Below are 24,899 nucleotides of genomic sequence, written 5' to 3' on the forward strand. Positions count from 1 at the left end.
GGTCCTCCCTGGGGCTGAAGTCTCCGATGAGCACCTGGACGCCGGCAACGCAGTGATAAGTAAACGCTTAAGGGCTCTGGACCACGAGCGCCCGAGGAGAACAATGTCGGTATGACGCTCACGCAGCTGAGTGCGTTCGTGCTGGTCGCGAGGCTGGGATCGGTCAAGGCGGCGGCCTCGGCGCTGGGTGTGAGCGAGCCCGCGGTGTCCCAGGCGCTCGCCGCGCTGCGCCAGCAACTGGGCGACTCGCTGGTCGAACGGGCCGGCCCGGCGATGCGCCTGACCGCTGCGGGCAGCCGCCTGCTGCCGGTCGCCTCCCAGATGGTCGCGCTGGGCGCGGACGCCGAGCAGGCCGTGCGAGCGGGCAAGGGCATCCCGGACACGTTGCGGATCGTCGCGTCCAGCACGGTCCTCGAGTTCGTCACCACCCCGCTGATCACCGCGTTCACCGAACGGCCCGGCCGCCGGATCGACGCGACCGCCGGGGGAGCGGCCACCGACGAAATGCCGGTGTTGCTGGGCAACAGGTTCGCGGACGTCGCCCTCGGACCGAACCTCGCCACCCAGAACGACGAGCTGGTCAGCGAGCCGGTGTTCCGCACGCATCTCACCGTCGTCGCAGGTGGCACGGCCAAGCCGCCGGGCGGTCCGGCGCGCTGGCTGTGGCTCGCCGACGCCGAGGCCACCGATCCGGCCAGCGACAGCGGGAAGGTGTTGCGCCGCCTGCGCGTGCCGGAGTCGCGGATACGGGTCTTTCCCAGTCAGACCGCCGCATGGGCGGCGGCAGCGGACGGCCAGGGCGTCGCCATCGCGCCCGCGCACCTGATCACCGCGCGGCTCAAGCGAGGCGAGCTGCAGGTCGTCAACACCACTGTCACGCCAATGGATTCGGTCTGGTACCTGACCACTTTGGTGCCCGAGCGGCGGTCCATCTCGGCCGAGACGTTCCGGCACTTCCTGTCCACGGCCACCGCGCTGCGGGTGATGCGCGAGCCCGGCGCGGGCGTGCCGCCATCCAGGTTCAAGCCTCCGGTCTACGTCACGCTGTGGAGTTAAGCAAAGGCTTATGGGCTGATTGCCCGGAGTGACGACTGGTCACGACGATCTGCGCATGGGCAACGAGGCCGGTAACCCACGCATGTACGAGGTGATCGAGAACGCCCCCAAGACCGGGAGCAGTCCCACGATCTGGGCGTTCCCCGCGGTCGTCGCCTGGCTCAAGGTGGCGGGCCGTCCGGTGGCCGGGCCGTGGCCGCCGCATCAGGAACCCAGGCCGGACCCGTCCGACGAGTCCCTGCCCACCGCCGTCCCGGACGAAGGTGCGTGATGTACCCAGCGCGGTTCCGTTACGAGGCACCCGGATCGCTCGACGAGGCCCTAGAGGTGCTCGCCCACCACGGCGACGAAGCGAAGGTCCTGGCCGGCGGCCAGAGCCTGATCCCGATGGTCAAGCTCCGGTTCGCCGCTCCGGGCGTGCTCGTCGACATCAACGGGCTGCCCGCTTTGGACTATCACCGCGAGGACGCCGATGGCTCGCTGGCTGTCGGCGCCCTCTGCCGTCACGTCGACCTCGAGTGGTCGACGCTGCTCGCCGAAACCCAGCCGACCATGGCCGCCGCGGCACCGCTGATCGCGGACCCGTTGGTACGCAACAGAGGCACGCTCGTCGGCTCGGTGTGCCACGCCGATCCGCAGGGCGACTGGGCGTCGGTCATGCTGGCGCTCAACGCGTCGATCGTGGCTGTGAGCGCGACCGGGCGAAGAACCATCCCGATGACCGAGTTCGTCCTCGGTCCCTTCCAGACCGCCCTGCGGCCGGACGAGATCGCCGTGGAAGCCCGGATTCCGGCCGCTTCCGGCGCGAGATCGGGGCGGTACCTCAAGCTGGAGCGCCGGGTCGGCGACTTCGCGACCGTCGGGGCCGCGATCGCCCTGGAGACCAGCGACGGCAAGGTGGTCCGGGCCGGGATCGGCCTGACCGGTGTGGGCCCCAACAACATCAAGGCGGTGGAGGCCGAGAACGTGCTGGTGGGCGGGACTTTGACACAGTCGGAGATCGCCGAGGCCGCGCGGCTGGCGGCGGCCGCGGCCGAGCCAAGAACCGATCATCGCGGCACCGCGGCCTACAAACGCCAAGTGGTGCGGGCGTTCGTCACCCGGGGCCTGACCCCGGTCCTCGTGAAGGCGGCGTGACATGACCGGATACCTGCGGGAGATCCGCCCGGAGACGATCACCGAGCGGCGGGTCACCCTGACCGTGAACGGCGAGCAGCGGACCGTCGAGATCGAACCCCGGGTGCTGCTGGCCCACCTGCTCCGGGCCGGCCTCGGCCTCACCGGTACGCACATCGGTTGCGACACAACGAACTGCGGCGCGTGCACGGTCCTGGTCGACGGCAAGCCGATCAAGTCCTGCACGATGCTCGCGGTTCAGGCCGACGGCCATCAGGTGACCACAGTGGAGGGCATGGCCTCAGCCAGTGAGCTGCATCCGGTGCAGGAGGGCTTCCGGCAGGAGCACGGGCTCCAATGTGGCTTCTGCACGCCCGGGATGATGTTGTCCGCCATGGCCTTGCTGGAGCGCAACCCGGATCCCACCGAGGAGGAGGTGCGCTGGGCGTTGTCCGGCAACCTCTGCCGCTGCACCGGCTACCAGAACATCGTCAAGGCCGTCCTCTGGGCGGCCGCGAAGCTGCGGTCGTGAACGGGAGGCATGAAGTGACTGAGACAGTCCACCGAGCAGTTGACGAGATCAAGATCGGTGGCGTCGGGGCCAGTCGCAGACGCGTCGAGGACGACCGGTTCATCCGCGGCCGCGGCACGTACACGGAGGACATCGTGCTGCCTGGCATGCTGTACATGGAGATCCTGCGCAGCCCGGTCGCGCACGCCCGGATCAAGTCCATCGATGCCAGCAAGGCCTGGGACATCCCGGGCGTCCGGCTGGTGCTCACCGGTGAGATGGCCGCGCAGCGCAACCTCGCCTGGATGCCGACCCTCTCGTACGACACACAAGCCGTGCTGGCCACCGACAAGGTCCGGTTCCAGGGCCAGGAAGTCGCCTGCGTGGTCGCCGACAACCCATATATCGCCAAGGATGGCTGCGAGGCGATCGTCGTCGAGTACGAGCAGCTGCCCGCGATCGTCAACCCATTGCAAGCGCTTGCTCCGGACGCCCCGATCATCCGGGACGACAAGGAAGGCCAGCACGACAACGTTTGCTACCAGTGGGAGGTCGGCGACAAGGAGGCCACCGAGCGAGCGTTCGCGCAGGCAGACGTGGTCTCCAAGCTCAAGCTGCACTACCCGCGGTCGCACCCCTCGCCGATCGAGTGCTGCGGTTCGGTGGCGGACTACAACTCGGCGACCGGCAAGCTGACCGTCTACATGACAACGCAGGCCCCGCACATCATCCGGGCCGCGGTGGCGCTGGTGGCCGAGCTGCCGGAGAACATGATCCGGATCGTGTCGCCCGACATCGGCGGCGGGTTCGGCAACAAGGTCCCGGTCTATCCCGGCTATGTCTGTTCCATCCTGTGCTCGATCCTGCTGGGCAAGCCGGTGAAGTGGATCGAGGACAAGTCCGGGAACCTGATCTCCACCGGGTTCGCCCGGGACATGTACTTCGACGGTGAGCTGGCGCTGCGGCGGGACGGCAGGATCCTGGGCGTCCGGTTCCACGCCGACACCGACCAGGGCGCGTTCTTCTCCGACGCCCAGCCGAGCAAGTTCAAGATCGGCCTGGTTCACTCCGCCTTCGCCTGCTACGACATCCCGGTCGGGCACATCACCGCCCGCGGCGCGTACACGAACAAGGCGCCCGGCGGGGTCGCCTACCGGTGCTCGTTCCGGGTCACCGAGGCGATGTTCTTCCAGGAACGGTTGATCGCGGCCGCCGCGGCCGACCTGGGCATGGATCCGGCTGAGTTCCGCCGGGTCAACCTGGTCCGGGACGACGACTTCCCGCACCGCACGCCGTTCGGGTTCCTCACCGACTCCGGCCAGTACGAGAAGTGCCTGAACATCGGCTTGGACGCCATTGACTACAAACAGTTCCTGCTCGACAAAGAAGCCGCCCGGGCCCGCGGCAGGCGTTTGGGCATCGGGATCTCGACGATGACCGAACCGCTGGGCGCGGGCAACAGCCGGGAGTACGACATCCTGGGTATCAAGATGTTCGACTCCGCCGAGCTGCGAGTTCACCCGACCGGCAAGGCGATCCTGCGCACGGGCGCGAAATCCCAGGGCCAGGGCCACGAAACGACGTGGGCCCAGATCGTCAGCCACGAGCTGGGCATCCCCGCGGAGGACGTCACCGTCGAGGAAGGCGACACGGACACGGCGCCGTTCGGGATGGGCACGTACGCGTCCCGCAGCACACCGGTCGCGGGCGCCGCGGTTTCCATGGTGGCGCGCAAGATCCGTGCCAAGGCCCGGAAGCTGGCCGCGCACCTGCTCGAAGTGTCCGAAGAGGACGTCGAGTGGGAACTGGGCCGGTTCTCGGTGCGGGGCGCGCCGCAGCGCAGCGTGTCCATCCAGGAATGCGCGATGGCCGCGTACGGCAACATGCCCGACGGTATGGAACCGGGCCTGGAGAACAACGCCTACTACGACCCGCCCAACCTGACCTGGCCGTTCGCCTGCTACATCGCGACCGTCGAGGTCGACCCGGAGACGGGCGTGTGGGACGTGCTGCGGACGGTCGCGGTGGACGACTGCGGCGTGCGGATCAACCCGATGATCGTCGAGGGACAGATCATGGGCGGGCTGACCGAGGCGTATGCCATGTCCTCCATGCAGTTCATCACGTTCGACGAGCAAGGTAACTGTGTGGGCTCGAACTACATGGACTATCTGCTGCCGACCGCCTGGGAGACACCGGGGTTCGAGCTGCACGAAGTCGTCACGCCCTGTCCGCACCACCCGATCGGCGCCAAGGGCGTCGGCGAGTGCGCTGCGGTCGGTGGACCGGCGGCGTTCGTCAACGCGGTGATGGACGCCTTGTCGGACACCGGGGTGCGCAACATCGACATGCCGCTGCTGCCCGACCGCGTCTGGGAGGCGTTGACCGAGCGCAGGGACGTCTCCGGGGCTCCGCCGGTGAGGAGTGAATGATGCGTCTGGACAACGAGTTCGAAGTACCGGCACCGGTCGAGCAGGTCTGGAGGTACCTGCTGGACGTGCCGCGGATGGCGCCGAACCTGCCCGGCACGGAGCTCAACGAGGTCGTCGACGAGAACACCTACAAAGGCCACCTGGCCGCCAAACTCGGCCCGGTGTCGATGAGGTTCGCCGGTGTGGCCAGGATCCTGGAACGGGACGAGGCCGCGCACCGGATCGTGATCAAGGCCGAGGGCGCCGAGGCCACCGGCAAGGGCCAGGCGAGCATGGGCCTGACCGCGACCCTCGTCAAGGCCGGGTCGGGGACGAAAGTGCTGGTGGCGCAGGACATCGACATCTCCGGCGCGGCCGCCCAGTTCGGCCGCGGCATGATCGGCGACGTCACCACCGTGCTGATGCGGACGTTCGCCCAGAACGTCGCCGAGGACATCCCGCGGTGGAGCCGGGGCGAGCAACGCTCGGAGCCGGCTCGCGCCGCCAGTGGGTTCAGCATCTGGTGGCAGGCCACGAAGACCGCGCTGGGCCGGTTTCTCGGCCGGTTCTTCGTCAGCAGAAAGGCAAGGGGACTGACATGACACTCTGGTGGATCGGCGCGATCGCCCTGCTGGTGGTCGTGTTCCCGGTGGTCCTGTGGCTGCTCAACCGGATCCTCGCGGCGGTCGAACGGATCCGGCTGGCCGCCAACCACATCCTGCGGGACGGGGCCGCGCTGAACGACGGCCTCGAACCGGTGCCCGCGCTGCTCGCCACCACCGACGCGACCATCCAGGAGGTCCAGGTGGGCGCGGTGCGGTACGCGGGCAGCGTGCAGAAGCTGCTGGACGCCTGAAGGAGGACGAGATGCCCGCTGTGGCCTGGGTGACCCTGGTGGCCGCCTCCCTGATCATCGCGATGACCGCGCTCGGTCTGCTCCGGGTGATCCTGCACCTGCGCTGGGTGCACCGGACGCTGGACTCGGTGATCGGCGGCGTGGAGTCGATCGCGTCCCGGACCTCGACCGTGCCGGCCCGGCTGACGTCGGTGAACGCCACGTTGAAGCCCGTGCGCGACTGGACCGAGACGGTCTGAGGGGAGGCTTGTCATGCAACCGGACCTGACCGGCTGGACCGTCGGGCTGATCATCGGGCTCGTCGTGGTGGCCGCTGTGGTCGCCTTGGTCACCCCGATCCTCGTGCTGGCCTACAAGATCGGCAAACAGGCCCCGCGGATCGACGCGGCTTTGCGGCAGGCCAAGGAGAACACCGCTCCGCTGGCCGCGTTGACGGTGACCATCGACCACGCCGAGACGATCGTGGCCGGGCTGCGGCGCGGCCGGGAGAGGCTGGGAGGCTAGCCATGCCCCAGGAAGAGCTGAACTACTGGACGACGATCCTGATCCTGGGCGCTATCGTGATCGTCGCGGTCGTGATCCTGTTGAGCCTCTTGGTGTACTTCGTCAAGCTGATCGACCGCCGGGTCGCCGCCGTCCGGGACACCTTGGCCGAGGTCAGTGCCAACACCGCTTCCGCGGCGCTGATCCCGCAGACGGCGTCCCGTGTGGACGCTGTGCTCGCCGAAGGCCTGCAGCACCACCTGTTCCTGGGCCGGGTCGCCAACGCGACGAGGGAGAACCAATGATCGTGCTGACGGTCGTGGAGATCGTGGTGTTGATCGCCGGGCTGGCGTTCTTCCTGTACTGGATCGGGTCGCTGCTGACCCGGATCGCGGCGAACCTGGAGGAGTGCGGCGAACACGTCCAGACCATTCTCGGCCACGCGGGGGACATCGTCCCCGGCGTGGAGCACATCAACCGCACCGGCAAGGTGGTCGCGAGTGCTTTGCCGCTGCTGTACGGGTTCGCGGAGCAGATCGTCACCAATGTGACGCCCGCCGACGCGGTTCCCGACCACCGGGTCACCCGGCCGGCGTCCGGGCAGCGGCGTTCGCGGCTGCACGAGACGGTCGGCTTCACCCCGGGATGATCCGGCTCGGGTCGCTCGCGGGCTATCTCTTCGACGGGCCACGGCTGCTCGGCGGGTGGACCCCGCCGAGCAAGCCGGCGGTCTATGCGGTGCTGTGCAAACCGGACCCGGACGCGAAACCCGAGCGCTATGCGGTGATCTACGTGGCGCACACCGACGACCTCGCGGCGGAGGGCTTTCCGTTCCACCACCCGCGTGCGCATGCGTGGATCGCGCGGGCGGGTTCGCGGTGGAAGGTGCACATCGCGACTTTCGAGGTGCCCGGCGGCACTCGTTCGCACCGGGAGCAGATCACCGCCGAGCTGATCGCGATGTATCGCCCGCGCTGCAACGACACCCAGTACAGCCCGACCTGGCGTCCGGAGTGGATCGGGCGGTCACGAGGAGAGGAAGGCCACCAGGCCTAGGGTGCGGAGCAGCCAGTCACGGACGTACACCCAGAGCGGGGCGCGGCCGCCGTTGTCCTTGCGGATCAGTCGCAGGCCGGTGATCAGCTTGCCGACCGTGGCCTGCAGGGCCCACTGGACGATGATCCGGTCCACAATGGAGAACCCGACGAACCCGGCCAGCGTGACCCCGGCGATCAGCCAGCCATCGGTGAACTTCCCGTGCGCCACACCGACCGCGACGCCGAACGCGAGTCCCAGGTGGACGATCATGTCCAGGACGAAGCTCCAGAACGCGCGCCGCCCGGTTGGTGACGGATAGCGCGGGTCGCCGTGCCCGCCATGCTCCGGCGGTAGCCAGCTCGACGCGGTCGGAGGTTTCCGCAGGTCACGGCTGCGTACCGCGACCAGCTCGACGGACTTCTTGCTCACAACCGGTGATCATGCCGGATGGTGTGGCCGTTCGTGGTCGTTTCGGGCACATCGGATGCTTGAGGTTCTCTGACAGGTTCCTGACAATCACCGAACAGCATGGCGGCATGAAGATCTCCCGTGCCGTGGTCGTGCTGTGCGGTTTGCTGACGGCCTGCAGCAGCACGCAGACCCCGCCGGCCAAGGACGTCGCCTCACTGTCCACCCCGGGCGCCACCCAGCAGCAGGCCCCGCCGTCCGACGAGTCCCAACGTCCCCAGCTGCGGCTGGACAGCAGCGACGAGGAGCAGCAGGCGGCCTGGGACGGCTACTACGTGTGCCTGAAGCAGAACGGCCACGTGATGCTCAGCGCGCGCAAGCACTCCGGCCCGGCGGGCAATGACATCGAGACGCCGGACATGAACGACGACAGCCCGGCGAGCAAGGCGGCCGAGGAGAAGTGCAAGGGCAAGCTGCCGCTGCAGCCGCCGGAGATGGACGCGGCCAAGAACCCCAAGTACGTGGATGACTACCACGCGTGGGTGAAGTGCATCAACGACCACGGGATTCCGGTGGTGGAGACTGACCCGCCAGGCAGTGGCTGGACCTACAACGGCACGGTGACCGTGCCGGAGAAGGAAGCCGCGGAGATCGAGAAGGACTGCCAGCTACAGGCCTTCGGCGGTGGCAAGTGAGCGCCCCGGACTGGCGGGCACGCACCCGTCCAGGGAGTGCGCCCGACTGGCGGCTGGCGCCGCCCGCCTCGCCGCCGAAGTTCGGCGGCGGGAGGAGTGGTGGGGTGTGAGGCGGCGGGGTGGGGCTGTCGTAGGGGTCTTGGTCGTTGTGGTTGTGGCGGTTGGGGTCGGCGTCTATTTCGTGATCGATCACGGGAAGTCCACTGTGCCCGGTGCGCCACCGCCTGCGGCGGTGAAGACCGTGGCGATCGAGCGGACTGACCTGTCGAGTACCTCGTCGTTCAGTGGCACGTTGGGGTTCGGGACCCCGCAAAGCGTCAAAGGCGCGGGTGAGGGCATCGTGACCAAGCTGCCCAAAGCGGGCGACCCGGTCGACCGCGGGAAGCCGTTGTATTCGGTGAACGGCACGCCGGTGCCGGTGTTCTTCGGCGACACGCCGCTGTACCGCAAGCTGGACAACCCCGATCTGCAGGGCCCTGACGTGTCCGTAGTCGCGGACAACCTGACCGCGCTCGGGTACAGGGTCGGTACGCGGCCCAAGGACCGGACGAAGACGGCGTTCACCCCGGCGGTCGCGGATGCCTTGAAGAAGTGGCAGAAGGCCGCGGGACTGCCGGACACCGGGACCCTCGACATTGGACAGGTGGTCGTGCTGTCCGGGGCGATGCGGGTCAACAGCGTGACCGCCCAGCTCGGTGACGCGGCGAACACTCCGTTGCTCACGGTCACACCGAAGTCCAAAGTGGTCACTGTGCCGGTGGGTGCCAACGAGGTCGGCGCGATCAAGACCGGGGTCGCGGCGACCATCGTCCGGCCGGACGCCAAGGAGATCACCGGCAAGGTCACCGATATCAGCACGATCGTGACCGGCGGTGACGTCGAGAAAGGCAGTTCCGGTCCGCCCAAGGTGAACATCACGGTCACCCCGGACAACGAGCAGGACCTGGACGCCTACGACTCGGCGACGGTGCAGATCAAGATCACCACCGAGACCCATGCGGGAGTGCTCGCAGTGCCGGTCGGTGCGCTGGTGGCGTTGCGCGAGGGTGGGTACGCGGTCCAGTTGCCGGACGGGACGTTGAAGGCCGTGCAGATCGGGATGTTCGCCAAGGACCTGGTCGAGATCAGCGGGGCCGGGATCGGCGCCGGCATGCAGGTGGTGACGACGTCATGACGCCGGTTCTCGCCCTGCGCGAGGTGAGCAAGATCTACACCGGCGACGTGATCGCGCTCGACAAGGTGACGTTGGACATCCAGCAAGGGGAGCTGCTCGCGATCGTCGGACCGTCGGGCTCTGGGAAGTCCACTTTGCTCAACATCGTCGGCACGCTCGACCTGCCCACGCACGGAACCGTTGAGATCGGCGGGCAGAACGTGACCGAGTTGTCCGACCGAAGACTGTCGGCGCTGCGCGGACGTCAGCTTGGCTTTGTCTTCCAACAGTTCCACCTGATCGACGGCCTGAGCGCGGTCGAGAACGTCGCGACCGGGCTGTTGTACGCGGGCGTGCCGAGGCGGAAAAGGCGCGGTCAGGCAATGGAAGCGTTGGCGCGAGTAGGCCTATCGCATCGGGTGAACCATGTGCCGCACCAGCTTTCCGGCGGTGAACGCCAACGCGTGGCCATCGCCCGGGCGGTGGTGAACGACCCCTCGCTGGTGCTTGCCGACGAGCCGACGGGTGCCCTGGATACCGCGAACGGTCACGCGGTGCTGAACCTGTTGACCGCGTTGAACAAAGAGGGAACCACGATCGCCGTGATCACGCACGACCGGGAGATCGCCGCGCGGCTGCCCCGGCAGGTCGAGTTCCGGGACGGCCGGATCGTGGCCGATCGGAGTGCCGCGTGAAGCCGGTCCGGCTGAGTTTCGTCGACGTCGTCCGCCTGGGGTTGCTGGGAGTCAGCACCCGCAAGCTGCGGGCCACCTTGTCGGCGCTGGGGATCTCGATCGGGATCGCCACGATGATCGTCGTCACCGCCATCCCCGCGTCCAGCCAGTCGGCGCTGCTGGAGCAGCTGTCGGCTTTGGGCACGAACATGCTCCGTGCCGAACCCGTTCCCCAGCAACAGGACCAGACCATCAAGCTACCCGAGTCCACTTTGGGCAGTGTGTCCCGGGTCGGCCCGGTCACCACCGCCGCGATGGTCGCCAACACGCACACCGTCGTCCGCCGCTCGGACCGCACCGACCCGGCCGACAACTCCGGGCTGACCGTGCTGGCGTCGAGCACCGGGCTGCTGGACGCCATCAACGGCAAGGTCCAGGCGGGCAAGTACCTCGACGACTCGAGTTCCAACCTGCCGACCGCCGTCCTGGGTTACGTTGCCGCGTCCCGGTTGGGGATCAACAAGCTCGTGCCCGGCCAGCAGGCGCCGTTGGTGTACATCGGGAACACGTGGTTCGCGGTGATCGGCATCCTCGACCCGATGCCGCTGGCGCCGGACGTCGAACGGGCCGTGATGGTCGGCTGGGGCGCGGCGAAGTCGTTGCTGGGCTTCGATGGCCACCCCACCGTCGTGTACGTGAAGGCCCGCGAGGAGGCCATCGCCGACGTGCGCGCGGTCCTGCCCGCGACGATCTACCCCGAGGTGCCCGGGTTGGTGCAGGTCAGTCGCCCGTCGGATGCGTTGGCCGCGAAGCAGGCCTCGCAGAGGACGTTCTCCGCGCTGTTCCTGGGTTTGGCGGGCGTCGCGCTGCTGGTCGGCGGGGTGGGTGTGGCCAACACCATGTTCATCTCGGTCCTCGAACGCCGCCGCGAGATCGGCCTCCGCCGGGCCTTGGGCGCGACCCGCAGGCAGATCGGCGGCCAGTTCCTCACCGAGGCCGTCGTCCTGTCCGGCCTCGGTGGGATCGCCGGCACCACCCTCGGCGTCATCGCGTCCGCCGGCTACGCCACCTACCAGGGCTGGCCGTCCGTTATCCCGCCGCTCGCCGCCCTCGGTGGCCTCACCGGCGCCCTGGTCGTCGGCATTCTCGCCGGTATCCACCCCTCGATCCGCGCCGCCCGCCTGACGCCCACCCAGGCACTGGCCTCCACCTGAGTCAGAGGGTGGCGCTGAGGACCCGGCCATCCGCGTCCCAGACCGTCACGGTGTCGGCGTGGGCGCGGAAACCGGCCGGGACGAGGTTGTTGAAGGTCACCGCGAGCTGGGCCTGGGCCTTGTGCACGTAGGTGTCCGAGCCGTCGTGGATGGCGATCAGCGAGCCGCTGATCAGGGCTTCCTCGGCGACGTCGGGCGCGAACCCGGTCGCGGTCAGCGGGCCGGGCAGCGACTCGATCCGGGTCCGCTGGCGCAGCATCATCGACGGCAGGTCCCACCGCCACAGCTCGTCGTTGACGATCGCGGCCAGGCTGGACGGGCTGCGGACGATGTCGTACACGCGGTCGGCCCGGCTCAGCTCACGCCACACCACCCGCGGCACTGGGCTCAACGCGTCGAGTACCGCGAGACCGTCGGCGTCCAGTACGAAAGCGACGCTGCCGTCGTACGAGGGCAGGAACGCCACGTTCCCCAGGGTGGTCCAGCGGGTGACCTTGCGGGTGGTGAGATCCAGCCGGTGCACCTCACGGACGGCGTCGTACCGAGCCACGAGCAGGACGGTTCCGCCGTGGTCGGCCACGACGAACTGGTACGCCGGGACTGTCCACTGTGCCCGGACGCGGCCGTCCGAGGTGAGCAGCCGAACGCCGGCTTCGCCATGTGCCACCAGAAGCGAATCGCCCAACCGGACAGCGTCGAACACCGGCAACGGACCTGGCTCGACCGCAGCGTGCATCTCCACGGGCGAGTCCCGCCGCGCGGAAGAGACCGGTGGCAGATCGGCGACCACCAAAGGATCGCTGCGGTTGGTGAGCTTGCGTACCAACACGGGGTTGCGGTCTCGGTGCATGGCCCGGATCGCCGCCGTGCACAGCCGGCGGTCCATCGCCGGATCCCGCACTGAGACCGAGGACAACGCGGTGACGAACCGCTCGCGTGTCAACGCCAGCGAGTCACTCTCCACAACGGACAGTGCTTCGGCCAGAGTGGACTCCGACGGCCATTCGGCCACGAGATACGCCAGCAACTGGGCCGCGCCAGGCCCGCCCAGCGCCATCCCGCCCCGGACGTTCTCCTCGACCAGCGACCGCAACTCGGGAACAGGCCAGGCGGCACCCACCGCGCCGAGGTGGTCACCGGCGCGCTGCCGGTCGGAGATCCACTCCCGCCGGAGGTTCTTCGCGGCCAGAGCGTCCACATGGGACAGATATGCGATCGCGGTTGGGAACGCGCCACGCACGCGGGCGACATCGACGGCACGCGTCCGGTTGCCCGCCTGCCACCACAGCCGCACGATCAGGTCCGCGGGCAGGTCCCGGCCCTCGGCGAGTTCCGCGGCGAGCGCGTGCATCTCATGCCCGGCCAGCAAAGTGACCGCGCGCAAGGGGTCATTGCGCAGGTCCGCGTGGACGAACGCGGCCTCTTCGATCCGGCCCGCCTTCTCCAGTTCGGTCGCGGCGGTCAGGTACATCTCCGCCAGCCGGTGCTGGTCGCCGTGGGTTCCAGCGATCATCCGCCCGCCCGGCCGCCGGAAAGGTGTCGGCCGCAACGGACCCGGCCGTGGCTGCGGCATCCGGAAGGTGGGCGTGCCATGGCCGCCGGAGCCGCCGATCGAGATCGCCTGCCGCAGTGCGTCGTCCCATGCCTTCTGCCGGAACAACTTCGTCAGCCGATCCAGGTACCGGTCATACGACGCACGCGTGAAGAGCCGCACCACCTTGAACCACAGCCCGCTGCTCGCGGACTCCTCCGAAGCGGCCGTGGTCCGGCGTTGTTCACGCACGGCCGGGATCGCCGACACCGGAACGACCGGCTCGGGCGGCGGGGCGTCGGCCGGAGTCAACCGGTGCACGGCGAACGAGCCGACGTCCACCCACCCGGTCAGATCCAGCAGCGGCAAAGAGTCCACATCGTACTCGTGGTCCACGCCCGCGATGGGAATGGTCACGACGTCAGAAGCCGTCAGCGGTAGCCCAGGAGCGTGCTCGGCGCGGACGGTCACCGGATTCTTGAGTACCAGCAGCCAAGTCCCGTTGGGTACCAAGTGGATAGACGCCCTTTCGCTCCACCAGTCCAGCACGCGTCGGCGAGCCTCGGCGGTGCCGATCACCGAGGGATCGAACAGGAACGCGGTCGCGCTCACCGAACCACGGAAGATCACGGCTCACCTCGCAGCGACAACACGGTCTCGCCGGTGCGGATGTTGCCCACGTCGATCGCCCCGGCTCCGCGTTGAACGGCGATGAGCGGCCGGGTCGGATGCAGCGCGGGCGGCGCTGTACCACTCGACCACTTCGTCAGTGTCCGCTCCTTGGACGCGGTGTGTGCACGCACGATGAGCCCGCTGGCCGACAAGGTGATCAGCGTCGGCATGTTGTCCAGCCACTGCAGCCCGAGCACCCGGCAGCCTTCGGGAACCCTGATCTCAGTGTGGTACACGCGGGTGTGTACCGTCCACTCCAGACCGTTCCTGGACCACGCCCACAACTCGTCGTAGCCGAAGATGATCTCGCCACCGGCGGGCGTGGGCCTGCCGTTTACCACCATCGAGTTCCCGATCCGGCGGGCGATGTTCGGCCGGTCGAACCTCGGACCGGTGCCGACGCCGAACACGTTCACCGTGGCCGCGCCCCGATCGACGGAAAGCTCCCACCAGCGGTCGAGATCCCGAATGAGCAGGTTCCCGTCGGCGAAGTACAACGGTTTCAGCGGCCCTGGCTCCGGGTCGAACTCGCCCGCCAGGATCACGAGCCGGTCCAGCCGCGCCAGTTTCTTGCCGATGACGTGCCCATGCAGCTCGGCGCCGACGCGGATCAGGGTGACCAGACGCCCGCCCAGATACGCGGCCGCGACGACCGGACCGGGCAGTTCATGCCGGTGCACCTTGACGTCTGCCCTCGGCTTGCCGGGAACGTGCAGCGAGTACAGCTCACGATCGGTGCGGCCGCGGGTGATCAGCTGCGGACCGTTGGACGAGAACAACGGGTCATGCATCCCGGCTGGCGTCATGATCTGCTTCTTCGCTGGCCGGAAGGCCGCGCCCCGCAAGGTCCGGACGGCGGTGTTCTGGTCCGGCAACGCCAACGTCACAGTGGTCTCGGCCAAGCTCACCTGAACCGCCGCCGCACCAAGAGCGCTCCAGGCGGACTCGGTGCTGACGAGCATGTGCTTGCGCCCAGGCAGTTTCCGGGCCAGCCGGGGGCCGGTGAGCAGCCACAGGTCGTCGTCCGCGGGCACGCTGTCCGTCCACTCGGCGACGTCGTCCGGCGTCGGTTCGGTGCTGCGCCGGCTCTTGAGCCACGCGGGCAGCACCTTCGCCAGGTCGCCGCCTTGCCAGGAGCCGGCCTTGGTACCGAGCACGCCCACGACGAGATCAACACCACGAGCCTCGGCCCGGCGGTGCAACACGATCAGCGCGGCGAGCTGAACCAGCCGCCCGGCGCCGAGCTGATCCGGCCCGGTGTCGACGAGAACCGCCACCCGGCCGCGTCTGCGCTCGGCGAGGTACGCGGGCGCGGTGTGCAGCAACTCATTCCCGGCCGCACGGCGCAGGAACTCCAGCGGTACCTCGTCGGCGAGCGCCCACTCCGAGGCCAGGATCCGTTCGGGCAGGCCACGGCTGGTGATCCCGCTGTAGCCGTCGAGGATCTCGCCGGAGTGGTCGATGGCGCTGTGCCGGGCGATGAGCGAGTCCAGGCCGCGCAGCAACGGCCCGAGCGCGACCAGCGGTTGTGCGTCCAACGTGGACAAAGCCGCGCTCCAGGGTGCCAGAGCGGGAGGCAGGTTCACGGCAGCACCGCCTTCCGTACCGGCATCGCTCCACTGAGTATCCGTCCCGGAAGGACGGCCAGCACCTCAGACCCCAACGCAGCGCGAAGAACCCCACCGGGAACCGAAGGCCGCAACGTCGTGGGCACGAGAACGCCGCCGTCCCACCCCAAGTACGTCACGTCGGCAGCCCAAGGCAGATCGTCGCCCAGCACGAGGATCCAGTCATCGCCGACCGCGGCCCGCAACGACACACCCCGGGCAAGCGAAGCCTGTGTCGCGGCGTAAAGCGCGGACGTCCCGGCCACGGCGACCGCGGGCAACGGCGGCTCGCGAAAGGACCAGGTGATCATGGTCCGAGGACGGCGATCAGGCGATCGCGGATCGAGCGGATCGACTCGGGCATCTGGTCCTCGGCGAGCGTGGCGTCGATCTCGCGCAGCGTCGCCTCGACCCGCAGCCGGTCGTCCGGTTCGACCGGATCGGTGACCGCGGACAGCAGCTTCTCACTGGTCTCGACCAACCGGCGAGCGCGTGCCCGCGGACCGTCGGAGAACTCCTCGGCCGCGTACAACAGGCTCGAGTTGTGCGCTGTGGTCAGCAGATCGCCGAGCACTTCCCGCGCCAGGACCTGGGTGTCCGAGGTCGGCGCCACGATCGGCAGAACCCACAGGTCCGCGGCGGTGGCGTCGGTCCGTCCATCGAGGACGGTCGCGGCGGCGATGAGTCGTTGCGCGCGAACGACCCGCCGGTCGGTGAGCGGGATCCCCGCACCTCGGAGGCGACGAATTGCCGTCGCCACCAAGGGCACGACCGCGGCCAGCGACACCGAGCGAGCAGCGCCAGCCAGCCTGTCGACGGCAGGAAGCAGAGCCTCAGCAGGCACGGCGGCGGCCGGCTGCCAGCCGGTTTCCAGCAGCTCCTCCAGCCGCGCGTCCGCGACCGGGGCGACGAACAACCGGGCCAGGAACCGGTCGGCGAACGCGGCCAGCGCGGGATCCTCGGGCAGCGTGTTCGTCGCGCCCACGCAGATCCGCAGCGGCACAGCGAGATTGGTGCTGCCCCGCCGGAACGTGCGTTCGTTCAGCACGCCCAGCAGCGTGTTCAGGATGGCCGTCGAGCCCAGGAACACCTCGTCCAGGAACGCGATTTCGGCCTCGGGCAGCATCCCAGCGGTCTCCACCTCGACCACGCCCTCGCGCAGCCGGCGCAGGTCGACCGGGCCGAAGATCTCGTTCGGCTCGGTGAACCGGCCCAGGATGTACTCGAAGTAGCGCCCGCCCAGCTGCGTCGCGGTCCGCCGGACCGCCTCCGACTTGGCCGTGCCCGGCGCGCCGACCACAAGCAGGTGCTCGCCCGCCACCGCGCACAGCACCACGACCTCGGCGATCAGCTCGCGGTCGACCAGCCCCGAGCGGGCGGCGTCCACCGCCGACCGCACCGCGAACGCGTCCCGTTTCAACCCCTCGACGTCCAGCACGTCGCTAGGATGCCAGGTCATGGCGCGATACGGTGCTCAATTTGGGCCAGACGTGACGTTCCTGGGCGTGCCCAGGTGCGACATCGACGAACCGTCCAGCTACGCGGACGCCGACGTCGTCATCCTCGGCGCCCCCTTCGACGGCGGCACTTCGCACCGCCCCGGCACCCGGTTCGGGCCGCAGGCCATCCGCACCACGGACTACCTCCCGCAGGACGGTTCCCGGCCGAGCCTCGCGCTGCGGACCGACGCGCTCACCGATCTGAAGGTGTACGACGCCGGGGATGTCGAGATGTTCTCCGGTGACGCCGCGAAATCGCTGGCCGACCTGCGGACCGCGGTCGCGAAAGTGACCGGCGCCGGGGTGATCCCGCTGATCCTGGGCGGGGATCACGCGATCGCGTTCGCCGATGCCTCCGGGGTGGCGGACGTTCTGGGCGCTGGACGTGTGTCGATGCTGCATTTCGACGCGCATGCCGACACCGGGGACATCGAGTTCGGTTCCCTGTGGGGACACGGCGCGCCGATGCGGCGGCTGATCGAGTCGCGGGCGTTGCGCGGCGACCGGTTCCTGCAGATCGGCCTGCGCGGGTACTGGCCCGGCCCGCAGACCCTGAAATGGATGGCCGACCAGGGGATGCGCTCGTACGAGATGACCGAGATCGTCGCCCGTGGGCTGACCGAGTGCCTGACCGAGGCGTTCACCATCGCCACCGACGACTGCGACGGCGTGTTCCTGTCGGTCGACATCGACGTCTGCGACCCCGGACACGCACCCGGCACCGGGACTCCCGAGCCGGGCGGTCTGAGCGCTCGCGAGCTGCTCGACTCGGTTCGCCGGATCTGCCTGGAACTCCCGGTCGTGGGCATCGACGTGGTCGAGGTGAGCCCGCCCTACGACCACGCCGACATCACCGCCGCGCTGGCCAACCGCGTTGTGCTGGAAGCGTTGTCGGCGATCGCGCGCAAGCGCCAGGACGAACGCGGTGGCACGTCCTGGGATCCGCGGCGGCCGTTGCTGGAAGACCGTTAGGAGAAGGCGTCCTGCAGCCACCAGGAGCCGCCGTCGCCGGTGATCTTGGCGTCGATCACCACCGGCCGGCCGTCGAGCACGAGATCGTTGAGGTCCTCGACGGTCCGCACGGTCAGCCCGTGACAGCCGTAGCCACGGGCTATCGCGGCGATGTCAGTGTCCGGAAAGGACACCGCGCCCATGTCCGCGTCGCCGAAGTGGTGCACCTCGGCGCCGTACGCGTTGTCGTTGTACACCACGATGACCATCGGAAGCTCAAGGCGGGCCACGGTTTCCAGCTCGGCGATGCTCATCAGGAACCCGCCGTCGCCCACCGCGGCCACCGGCAGCCGGTCCGGCCGGGCCAGGGCGGCACCGAGCCCGGTGGCCAGGCCGAGCCCGATCGACTGGAACGCCTGGGTGAAGCAGAACCCGTACTGGTCCGGCACCGACAGGTGCGCGGCCGGGTAACCCATGAAGTTGCCCGAGTCGACCGCCACGATCCGGTCCCGCGGCAGCAGCTCGTCCAGCCTGATGGTCAACGTGCGCGGGTCGATGGTGTTCGAAGTGGACAGATCATCGTACGCCCATTGTGGACCGGCGAGCCACGCCCGCAGTTCCTCGGTGCGGTAACCGGTGCGCGATGGCGCGACGTCGGCCACCAGCCGGGCGACCTCGCCCACATCGCCGTGGATCCGGTGTTTCGCGTCCGGGGACTGCGGGTCGAGGTCGACCTGGACGATGACCTTGTCCGCCAGCAGACGGCCCTGCCGGGTGGTCCACTTGGTCAGCGAACATCCCCACGCCACAACGACATCGGCGTCGGCGATCAGTGAGGCCGCCAGAGGAGTGGCGAACCCGCCGGAGATCCCCAGGTTCCACGGCGAGCCATGGAACAACCCGTGCGCCACAGCCGAAGTCGCCAGCAGCGCGCCCACCTTCCCGGCCAGTTCCGCCACGGCCGGACCCGCACCGCGGGCACCTCGGCCGGCGATGAACACCGGTCGGTCAGCGGTCTGGAGCACCTCGATGAGGTCCTCGACCCCGTGAGGCGCAGGCATCACCGGCGGTGTCAGCGGCGCAACCGCGGTCAACTCCGCCGGTTGGGCCTGAACGTCGAGAGGCAGGTTCAGCACGACGGTTCTGCGGTCGTGGACCGCGGTCTCCACGGCCGCAAAGGTTTCCTCGACAACGGTCTCGGCGGAGGTCACCCGGCGGGAGACCGCGCCAACAGCGTTGACAACGGCGTTCTGGTCGATCCGGAAGTTGGAGGCGGTCGCGCCGGTCGGGACGTCCGCGGCCAGCACGATCATCGGGGTCCGGCTCTTGGCGGCCTCGGTGATCCCGGTCATCGCGTTGGTCAGGCCACACCCTTGGTGCAGCGTCACAGCGGTGACCCGGTCGCTCATCCGGGCGTACGCGTCGGCCATGGTCGCGGCCCCGCCTTCGTGCCGGGCCGCGACAAAGGGCACGCCGTACGCGCGCAAGGCGTTCGTCACCTCGAAGTTGCCGCTGCCGACGACCCCGAACGCCTGCGCCACCCCGAGTTCGGCGAGCGTCCGGCCGACCGCCTCGGCGACGTTCACCGCTCGACCAACGCCAGCACGCGCACCGGGCTGCCGGAACCGCCCACAATGGGCAGTGGCGACACCACGATCATGGCTCCGGCCGGCGGCAACAAGGCGAGGTTGCGCAGCTGGGTCAGCCCGTGTTTGCCCGCGCCCAGCATGAAGTTGTGGCAGGGGAACGGCGGATCGAAGCTGTGCGCGGCACCGGCATCCGTGCCCACGGTCTCGACGCCCACACCCGTCAACGGCGTTTCCTCGGCCAGCCAACGTGCACACGACGCGGACCAGCCGGGACTGCGGCCCTCGTTGAGGAACTCGGACTCGGTGTCGGAGCGCGCGTCCCAGCCGGTGCGCACCAGCAGCCAGCCGCCCTCCGGCAACGGCCCGTGCAGGTCCTGCCACGCCTTCACATCGTCGATCTCCACCAGGAAGTCGTGGTCCTCAGCGACCCGGTCGGACACGTCGAGCACCACCGCGGGGGCGATCAATGTGGACAGCGGCACCTGGGAGACGTCGTGACCGTCCTTTCCGGATACCCAGTGCACCGGCACATCCAGGTGTGTCCCGGTGTGCTCGCCGGTGTGGATGTTGTTCCAGTACCAGGCCGGCCCGCCCGCGTCGTACCGGCTGATCTCCTCCAGCCGGAACGGGATCGTGTTCAGGAACGGCTCCGGCAGCTTGAGGATCGGCGTCTCCGCGCTCAGCGGCGCGGTCAGGTCGACCACCTCGATGGCCCCGCTGCGCAAGGCCTCCCGCACCTGGTCAAGCAGTCCCATCGGTCCTCCCGGTGATCCGTCCCATGCCGCCGAGACCGATCCAGCGCGCGGGACTGGCCGAGTCGTACTCCGCGGTGCCGTCCGGACGCCACTCCGGCAGGATCACCACGCCTGGCTCCAGCAGCTGCATGCCGTCGAAGTAGGACACGAACTCGTCGTAGCCGCGCACGTGGATCTGTTCACTGGCATCGTCGTACACGCTGACCATGTCCATCAACTGGCGATGGGTCTCCGGGTCGTGGTGCTGCACGAGGTCGGCGGAGATGACCGAAATGGGCAGCAGGCTGCCGGGCGCGCACCGGTCGCGGTAGGTGGCGACCAGGCCGCGGGGGTCGTACTCGTCGGCCACGTACAGCATGATGCCGACCATGAGCATGCCGATCGGGCGGCTGAAGTCCAGCAGCGCCTCGGCCTCGGGCGAGCCGAGCACCGAGTCGGGGTCACGGATGTCGGCATGCAGGATGGTCGCGTTCTTGTTGCCACGCAACAACTTCTGTGCATGCGAGACGGCCGTGGAGTCGTAGTCCACGTACACCACGCGACCGTCCGGGGCGCGCCGCTCGACGATCTCGTGCACGTTGCCCACGGTCGGGATGCCCGAGCCGAGGTCGAGGAACTGGTCGATGCCCTCGTCCATGCACACGTTCACCACCCGGCGCAGCCAGGACCGGTTGAGCCGGGCCAGCACGGGCGTCACCGGCAGCACCGTCTTGGCCCGCTCCGCCAGCTCCCGGTCGGCCGCGAAGTTCAGCGCGCCACCGAGGTAGTAGTCGTACATCCGGGAGGCATTGGGAGTCTGCTCGTCATAGCTCCGGGGACCGATCGGCTGCAGCGGCGGAGGCGTGGGTCGGTTCACCGGCACAGCATCCTCTGCGCCCATGGGGCGGGCAAGCCATCGATCGGGGGAGTTGCCAGCTGACCAGCGGAATTGTCGAATTCGTCAACTCTCCCCCTATTTTTCGATCCTATTTCACATATGTGGAGGAATTGACGTCCGGTCATAGTGTGAGCTACAAAGAAACCCCTTGGGTGTGAGCCGCCGCACATCTTTCGGTCCGACCCGCCCTCGGAGGTTCCCTGTGACTTTGACCTGCCTGAACGCGCCTATCAGGGGTGCCGGATGAAACGCGGGATTCTGTGCTCCACCGGTGCGCTGACACTTCTGCTAGGTGTGGTTCCGGCGGCTCAGGCCGCCGCGAACCTGGCCGCCGACTTCAAGCAGACATCTGTCTGGGACAGCGGCTATGGCGCGACCTACACCATTACCAACAGGGGTGACACGGCGTCGAACGGCTGGACGCTGGAGTTCGACCTGCCGTCCGGGACCACGGTGACCAACTCGTGGAGTTCGAACCGGACCCAGACCGGCCAGCACTACAAGTTCACCAACGCCTCGCACAACGGCGTCATCGCGCCCGGCGCGAACAAGAACTTCGGCTTCAACGCCGCCGGCCTGGGCACCCCGCTGAACTGCACGTTGAACGGCGCCGCCTGCGGTGCCGCGCCGCCGGTCGACACCCAGCCGCCGACCGCGCCCGGCACGCTGCGTTCCACCGGCGTCACGTCCAGTTCGGTGTCCCTGGAATGGAACGCGGCGACCGACAATGTCGGTGTCGCGGATTACCAGGTGCTGCAAGGCGGAACGGTGGCAGCGACCGTCTCGGGGACTACTGCGACCGTCAGCGGCCTCGCCTCGAACACGACCTACTCGTTCACCGTCCGCGCCCGGGACGCCGCCGGTAACACCTCACCGGCGAGCAACCAGGTCAGCGCCACGACCTCCGGTGGCGGCGGTGGCGGGTCCACTGTGGACGTGTCCGGCACGGCCCAGCTTCAGGCCGCCCTGGCCGCCGCCACGCCAGGGCAGACGATCAAGCTGGCGGCCGGGACCTACCACGGTTCCTTCGTCACCACCAAGGCCGGGACCGCGGCCCAGCCGATCACGTTGACCGGCCCGGCAAGCGCGGTCCTGATCAACGACGGTCCCGCCGGTGATCCGCCGGACTGCCCGGCGCCCGCGCCCGGGTACGACTCGGGTTACGGGCTGTGGCTGTACAACGCGCCCTACTGGAACCTCACCGGGTTCACCGTCGCGGAGTCCAAGAAGGGCATCGTCCTGGACAACTCGCACCACACCGTGGTCGACGGCGTGACCGTGCGCCACGTCGACGAAGAGGGCGTGCACTTCCGGAAGTCCTCTGCGGACAGCGTCATCCGCAACTCGACGATCACCGACACCGGTCTGGTCCAGAAGGGCTACGGCGAAGGTGTCTACATTGGATCGGCCGGCTCGAACTGGGGCTGTCACGGCAACTCCGGCGGCGTGGACAAGGCCGACCGGGTCCAGGTGATCGGCAACCGGATCGGGCCGAACATCGCCGCCGAGCCGATCGACGTCAAGGAGGGCACGTTCAACGGCGTCATCCGCGGCAACACGTTCAACGGGCAGGGCATCTCCGGCGAGAACTCGGCCGACTCGTGGATCGACGTGAAGGGCATCGGCTACACGATCGAGGACAACACCGGCACCTTCGCCACGCCCGGCACGTTCGCCAACGGCTACGAGACGCACAACCCCAGCACCACCCCGAGTTTCGCCAACGGCTGCGGGAACGTATGGCGCGACAACAAGTCCGACCTCGGCGGCGTGGGTGGCTACGCGATCTACATCACCTCGGTGTCGAAGTGCACCGCCAACCCCAACAAGGTCTACGCCTCCAACACCGTGACCAACGCCAGGACCGGACTGACGAACATCCCCGTGACCCCGTAGCGGGGATGTTCCGGCCGCGGGCACGTCCCCAGTCCCCCGGGGGACGTGCCCGCACTGCTGCGTCCGGGCGAACGGGGAACTTTTTTCCGGAAGTGAGCAACCCCGGCCAGCCGATGGCGTCTCTACTGGTGCCGGAACAAACCACGGCATTCACTTCTTCTTCTGGGGGACAACCGAAATGGAACTGGGGAACCGCGCGCTCGCACGCATTGTCTCGGCTGGCATCGTGGCCGGCGCGCTCATGGGTGGAATGGCCGGTGTGGCATCCGCTGACCAGGGCGGATCGATCTGCGGAACGGTGTGGCACGACGTCAATGAGGATGGTGTCCGGGACGCGAACGAGCCCGTTATTCCGAATCACCTCGTCGGCCTGCACGGCAACGGCGACATTTACGTGAATTCCGGCGACGACGGCCGTTACTGCTTCACCAACATCGCCGAAGGCGACTACACGCTCCGGTCCAACGACCGCAGCCTGCTCGACCAGACGTCGTGGACCCACCCTGGCCGTGATTCGAAATTCGACGAGTACGGCGCCGGCTACGCGGCCGGCGACCCGAATCAGGGCCCGATCCACGTCACCGAGAAGACCCGGATCGACGACTACGACTCTGGTTTCCTGGACGCCCGTGTCGACCTGCACGCCGTGCAGATCATCGTCACCAAGCAGAACCCGCAGGTCGGCGACGTGTTCGAGATCTACGGCTCGGTGGGCAACAGCGGCAACGCGCCCGAGCAGCTCAACGGCACGCTGACCCTGCCCGAGGGGCTCACCATCCTGGACCGGGCAGGCGGTATGCCGTCCTACGTCCAGGGCCAGCAGGTCATCGGCAACTTCTACGAGCGTCGCTTCGCCGGTGACGTGGAGTTCGTCGGCGCCACCGTGCGCGTCGACAAGCCGGTCAACGGCGAGATCAAGATCGAGACCTTCCGGGGTGTCTTCCCGGATGTCAACCCTGGCAACAACGTCCTGACCCAGCCGATCTCGATCGGCTGACCGTCACGGCCGGCTGACGCACCGGTCGTGACCAAGGTCCCCTGGCTGACCCCAAGCAGCCCGGGGACCTTCCTGTGTCACGACAACAGCTTGTTGAGCAGGCCGTAGTCGAACTGGTTGCCCAGCAACGAGTATGTGCCGCGGCTGAGCAGTTCGTGGGCGCTGTCGCGGGCCAGGGCGTAGGCGGCGCCGGCGATTCCGCCGCCCAGGCTGACTCGTGCGACACCGACCTCGGCCTGGGCGTCCACGGACGGGGCGCCGAACCCCGCCATGGTGTTCACCGGGGCGGAGATCGCGCTGGCCAACGTCTCGATCGTGGCGAGGTCGGTGACGCCGGGGACGAAGATTCCGCTTGCCCCGGCGGAGATGTACTCGGCGGCGCGGTCCACAGTGGCCTGCAGGCGGGTCTCCGGGTCGCCGAGGCCGAACAGGAACGTGTCGATCCGGGCGTTGATGAACAGCTCCGGCGCGGCCTCGTGGGCGATCCGGATCCTGGCCGCCAGCTCGGCGGGCGGCCGGGCACCGTCCTCGATGTTGATCCCCACCACGCCCGCCTGCCACAGTCCGGTGACGAACTCGCCGACGTTGTCCGAGCCGGACTCGATGTCCGCGGTGACCGGGACCTCGACCTTCCCGGCGATCCGCGCCATCAGGTCCAGGATGCGCGCGGGCTCGAGCCGGTCGCCGTCGGGCTCGCCCATGCCCCAGGCCACCCCGGCGCTGGTCGTGGCGATGGCCTGGGCCCCGGCGTCCTCGATCACCCGGGCGCTGGCCACGTCCCAGGCGTTGGGCAGCCGCAGCGGCGTGCCGGGAACGTGCAACGATCGGAAAAGCTCATGCTTGGCGGTCATGACGTGCAGTTCATCAGTCCCGGGGCAGGCGGGTCTGGCCATTTCCGGACACGATCCTT

General features: G+C 68.6%; 28 protein-coding genes. 19 read left to right on the plus strand and 9 right to left on the minus strand.

Translation table 11 applies throughout. The annotated features are described in order from the left end of the window. The first annotated feature begins 111 nt into the window (after positions 1-111). The 12 genes from AB0J95_RS31995 to AB0J95_RS32050 are packed head-to-tail and all read left to right on the plus strand — an operon-like array spanning position 112 to position 7,489. A complete protein-coding gene (locus AB0J95_RS31995) occupies positions 112-1,056 on the plus strand; it encodes a LysR family transcriptional regulator (protein ID WP_364766132.1) in 945 nt (314 codons plus the stop codon). 28 nt (positions 1,057-1,084) lie between these two features. Next, positions 1,085-1,327: a hypothetical protein gene (locus tag AB0J95_RS32000; protein ID WP_364766135.1), complete on the plus strand. Its 243-nt coding sequence runs from the start codon at positions 1,085-1,087 to the stop codon at positions 1,325-1,327. Next, the gene (locus AB0J95_RS32005) at positions 1,327-2,193 is read left to right on the plus strand and encodes a xanthine dehydrogenase family protein subunit M (RefSeq protein WP_364766138.1); all 867 of its coding nucleotides are present in this window, start codon (positions 1,327-1,329) and stop codon (positions 2,191-2,193) included. Before AB0J95_RS32000 ends, AB0J95_RS32005 begins: the two co-directional genes overlap by 1 nt. A gap of 1 nt (position 2,194) precedes the next feature. After that, positions 2,195-2,704 carry a (2Fe-2S)-binding protein gene (locus tag AB0J95_RS32010; RefSeq protein ID WP_364766141.1) on the plus strand — a complete coding sequence of 170 codons (510 nt, stop codon included), beginning with the start codon at positions 2,195-2,197 and terminating at the stop codon, positions 2,702-2,704. A gap of 14 nt (positions 2,705-2,718) precedes the next feature. Next, entirely contained in the window at positions 2,719-5,115 is a 2,397-nt protein-coding gene (locus tag AB0J95_RS32015) for an aerobic carbon-monoxide dehydrogenase large subunit (RefSeq protein ID WP_364766144.1), read from the plus strand. Beyond that, positions 5,115-5,696, plus strand: a complete 582-nt coding sequence (locus AB0J95_RS32020; RefSeq protein WP_364766146.1) for an SRPBCC family protein — start codon at positions 5,115-5,117, stop codon at positions 5,694-5,696. The genes AB0J95_RS32015 and AB0J95_RS32020 overlap by 1 nt, the downstream gene beginning before the upstream one ends. Further along, entirely contained in the window at positions 5,693-5,950 is a 258-nt protein-coding gene (locus tag AB0J95_RS32025) for a hypothetical protein (protein WP_364766148.1), read from the plus strand. The genes AB0J95_RS32020 and AB0J95_RS32025 overlap by 4 nt, the downstream gene beginning before the upstream one ends. Before the next feature lie 11 nt (positions 5,951-5,961). Then, the gene (locus AB0J95_RS32030; RefSeq protein ID WP_364766151.1) at positions 5,962-6,189 is read left to right on the plus strand and encodes a hypothetical protein; all 228 of its coding nucleotides are present in this window, start codon (positions 5,962-5,964) and stop codon (positions 6,187-6,189) included. A 13-nt stretch (positions 6,190-6,202) separates the two neighbouring features. After that, a complete protein-coding gene (locus AB0J95_RS32035; protein WP_364766154.1) occupies positions 6,203-6,454 on the plus strand; it encodes a hypothetical protein in 252 nt (83 codons plus the stop codon). A 2-nt stretch (positions 6,455-6,456) separates the two neighbouring features. Then, complete coding sequence (locus AB0J95_RS32040) at positions 6,457-6,738, plus strand: hypothetical protein (protein WP_364766156.1); 282 nt, start codon at positions 6,457-6,459, stop codon at positions 6,736-6,738. Continuing rightward, a complete protein-coding gene (locus tag AB0J95_RS32045) occupies positions 6,735-7,082 on the plus strand; it encodes a hypothetical protein (protein ID WP_364766159.1) in 348 nt (115 codons plus the stop codon). Before AB0J95_RS32040 ends, AB0J95_RS32045 begins: the two co-directional genes overlap by 4 nt. Then, entirely contained in the window at positions 7,079-7,489 is a 411-nt protein-coding gene (locus AB0J95_RS32050) for a hypothetical protein (RefSeq protein WP_364766162.1), read from the plus strand. The genes AB0J95_RS32045 and AB0J95_RS32050 overlap by 4 nt, the downstream gene beginning before the upstream one ends. On the opposite strand, the gene AB0J95_RS32055 is transcribed toward AB0J95_RS32050, so the two are convergent. Further along, entirely contained in the window at positions 7,460-7,900 is a 441-nt protein-coding gene (locus AB0J95_RS32055) for an RDD family protein (protein WP_364766165.1), read from the minus strand. The two genes, AB0J95_RS32050 and AB0J95_RS32055, sit on opposite strands and share 30 nt — an antisense overlap. 107 nt (positions 7,901-8,007) lie before the next feature. Here AB0J95_RS32055 and AB0J95_RS32060 point away from each other — a divergent pair, with 107 nt between their 5' ends. The 4 genes from AB0J95_RS32060 (at position 8,008) to AB0J95_RS32075 (ending at position 11,615) form a co-directional block, all read left to right on the plus strand. Beyond that, positions 8,008-8,574, plus strand: a complete 567-nt coding sequence (locus AB0J95_RS32060) for a hypothetical protein (protein WP_364766168.1) — start codon at positions 8,008-8,010, stop codon at positions 8,572-8,574. A 148-nt stretch (positions 8,575-8,722) separates the two neighbouring features. Next, entirely contained in the window at positions 8,723-9,748 is a 1,026-nt protein-coding gene (locus AB0J95_RS32065) for a peptidoglycan-binding domain-containing protein (RefSeq protein WP_364766265.1), read from the plus strand. Continuing rightward, positions 9,745-10,422: an ABC transporter ATP-binding protein gene (locus AB0J95_RS32070; protein ID WP_364766170.1), complete on the plus strand. Its 678-nt coding sequence runs from the start codon at positions 9,745-9,747 to the stop codon at positions 10,420-10,422. The genes AB0J95_RS32065 and AB0J95_RS32070 overlap by 4 nt, the downstream gene beginning before the upstream one ends. After that, positions 10,419-11,615 carry an ABC transporter permease gene (locus AB0J95_RS32075; RefSeq protein ID WP_364766173.1) on the plus strand — a complete coding sequence of 399 codons (1,197 nt, stop codon included), beginning with the start codon at positions 10,419-10,421 and terminating at the stop codon, positions 11,613-11,615. Before AB0J95_RS32070 ends, AB0J95_RS32075 begins: the two co-directional genes overlap by 4 nt. Position 11,616: 1 nt before the next feature. On the opposite strand, the gene AB0J95_RS32080 is transcribed toward AB0J95_RS32075, so the two are convergent. From AB0J95_RS32080 to AB0J95_RS32095, 4 genes are read right to left on the minus strand one after another with little or no spacing between them, the layout of a single operon-like run. Continuing rightward, complete coding sequence (locus AB0J95_RS32080) at positions 11,617-13,776, minus strand: bpX6 domain-containing protein (protein ID WP_364766175.1); 2,160 nt, start codon at positions 13,774-13,776, stop codon at positions 11,617-11,619. Then, the gene (locus AB0J95_RS32085; RefSeq protein WP_364766178.1) at positions 13,773-15,404 is read right to left on the minus strand and encodes a hypothetical protein; all 1,632 of its coding nucleotides are present in this window, start codon (positions 15,402-15,404) and stop codon (positions 13,773-13,775) included. Before AB0J95_RS32085 ends, AB0J95_RS32080 begins: the two co-directional genes overlap by 4 nt. Then, positions 15,401-15,736, minus strand: coding sequence for a hypothetical protein (locus tag AB0J95_RS32090; protein ID WP_364766181.1), 336 nt, complete (start codon positions 15,734-15,736; stop codon positions 15,401-15,403). Before AB0J95_RS32090 ends, AB0J95_RS32085 begins: the two co-directional genes overlap by 4 nt. Further along, on the minus strand, positions 15,733-16,884 hold the full coding sequence (locus AB0J95_RS32095) for an AAA family ATPase (protein ID WP_364766184.1): 1,152 nt from the start codon (positions 16,882-16,884) through the stop codon (positions 15,733-15,735). The genes AB0J95_RS32090 and AB0J95_RS32095 overlap by 4 nt, the downstream gene beginning before the upstream one ends. Here AB0J95_RS32095 and speB point away from each other — a divergent pair. Next, positions 16,883-17,896 (plus strand): agmatinase, encoded by a 1,014-nt coding sequence (gene speB / locus AB0J95_RS32100; RefSeq protein WP_364766187.1) that lies wholly within the window; start codon positions 16,883-16,885, stop codon positions 17,894-17,896. The genes AB0J95_RS32095 and speB overlap by 2 nt on opposite strands. Here speB and AB0J95_RS32105 read toward each other — a convergent pair. Genes AB0J95_RS32105 through AB0J95_RS32115 form a run of 3 tightly spaced genes read right to left on the minus strand, consistent with a single transcriptional unit; the run spans position 17,893 to position 21,075 of the window. After that, complete coding sequence (locus AB0J95_RS32105) at positions 17,893-19,461, minus strand: thiamine pyrophosphate-binding protein (protein WP_364766190.1); 1,569 nt, start codon at positions 19,459-19,461, stop codon at positions 17,893-17,895. The two genes, speB and AB0J95_RS32105, sit on opposite strands and share 4 nt — an antisense overlap. Then, a complete protein-coding gene (locus tag AB0J95_RS32110; RefSeq protein ID WP_364766193.1) occupies positions 19,458-20,219 on the minus strand; it encodes a cyclase family protein in 762 nt (253 codons plus the stop codon). Before AB0J95_RS32110 ends, AB0J95_RS32105 begins: the two co-directional genes overlap by 4 nt. Continuing rightward, a complete protein-coding gene (locus tag AB0J95_RS32115) occupies positions 20,206-21,075 on the minus strand; it encodes an SAM-dependent methyltransferase (RefSeq protein WP_364766196.1) in 870 nt (289 codons plus the stop codon). Before AB0J95_RS32115 ends, AB0J95_RS32110 begins: the two co-directional genes overlap by 14 nt. Positions 21,076-21,339: 264 nt before the next feature. Between AB0J95_RS32115 and AB0J95_RS32120 the strand changes: the two genes are divergently transcribed. Continuing rightward, the gene (locus tag AB0J95_RS32120; RefSeq protein WP_364766199.1) at positions 21,340-22,992 is read left to right on the plus strand and encodes a cellulose binding domain-containing protein; all 1,653 of its coding nucleotides are present in this window, start codon (positions 21,340-21,342) and stop codon (positions 22,990-22,992) included. 259 nt (positions 22,993-23,251) lie between these two features. Next, entirely contained in the window at positions 23,252-23,989 is a 738-nt protein-coding gene (locus tag AB0J95_RS32125) for an SdrD B-like domain-containing protein (RefSeq protein ID WP_364766202.1), read from the plus strand. Positions 23,990-24,066: 77 nt separating this feature from the next. On the opposite strand, the gene AB0J95_RS32130 is transcribed toward AB0J95_RS32125, so the two are convergent. Continuing rightward, positions 24,067-24,840, minus strand: coding sequence for an isocitrate lyase/phosphoenolpyruvate mutase family protein (locus AB0J95_RS32130; RefSeq protein ID WP_364766205.1), 774 nt, complete (start codon positions 24,838-24,840; stop codon positions 24,067-24,069). Positions 24,841-24,899 lie beyond the last annotated feature (59 nt).

Source organism: Actinocrispum sp. NPDC049592 (assembly GCF_040675465.1).
Lineage (GTDB): Bacteria > Actinomycetota > Actinomycetes > Mycobacteriales > Pseudonocardiaceae > Kibdelosporangium.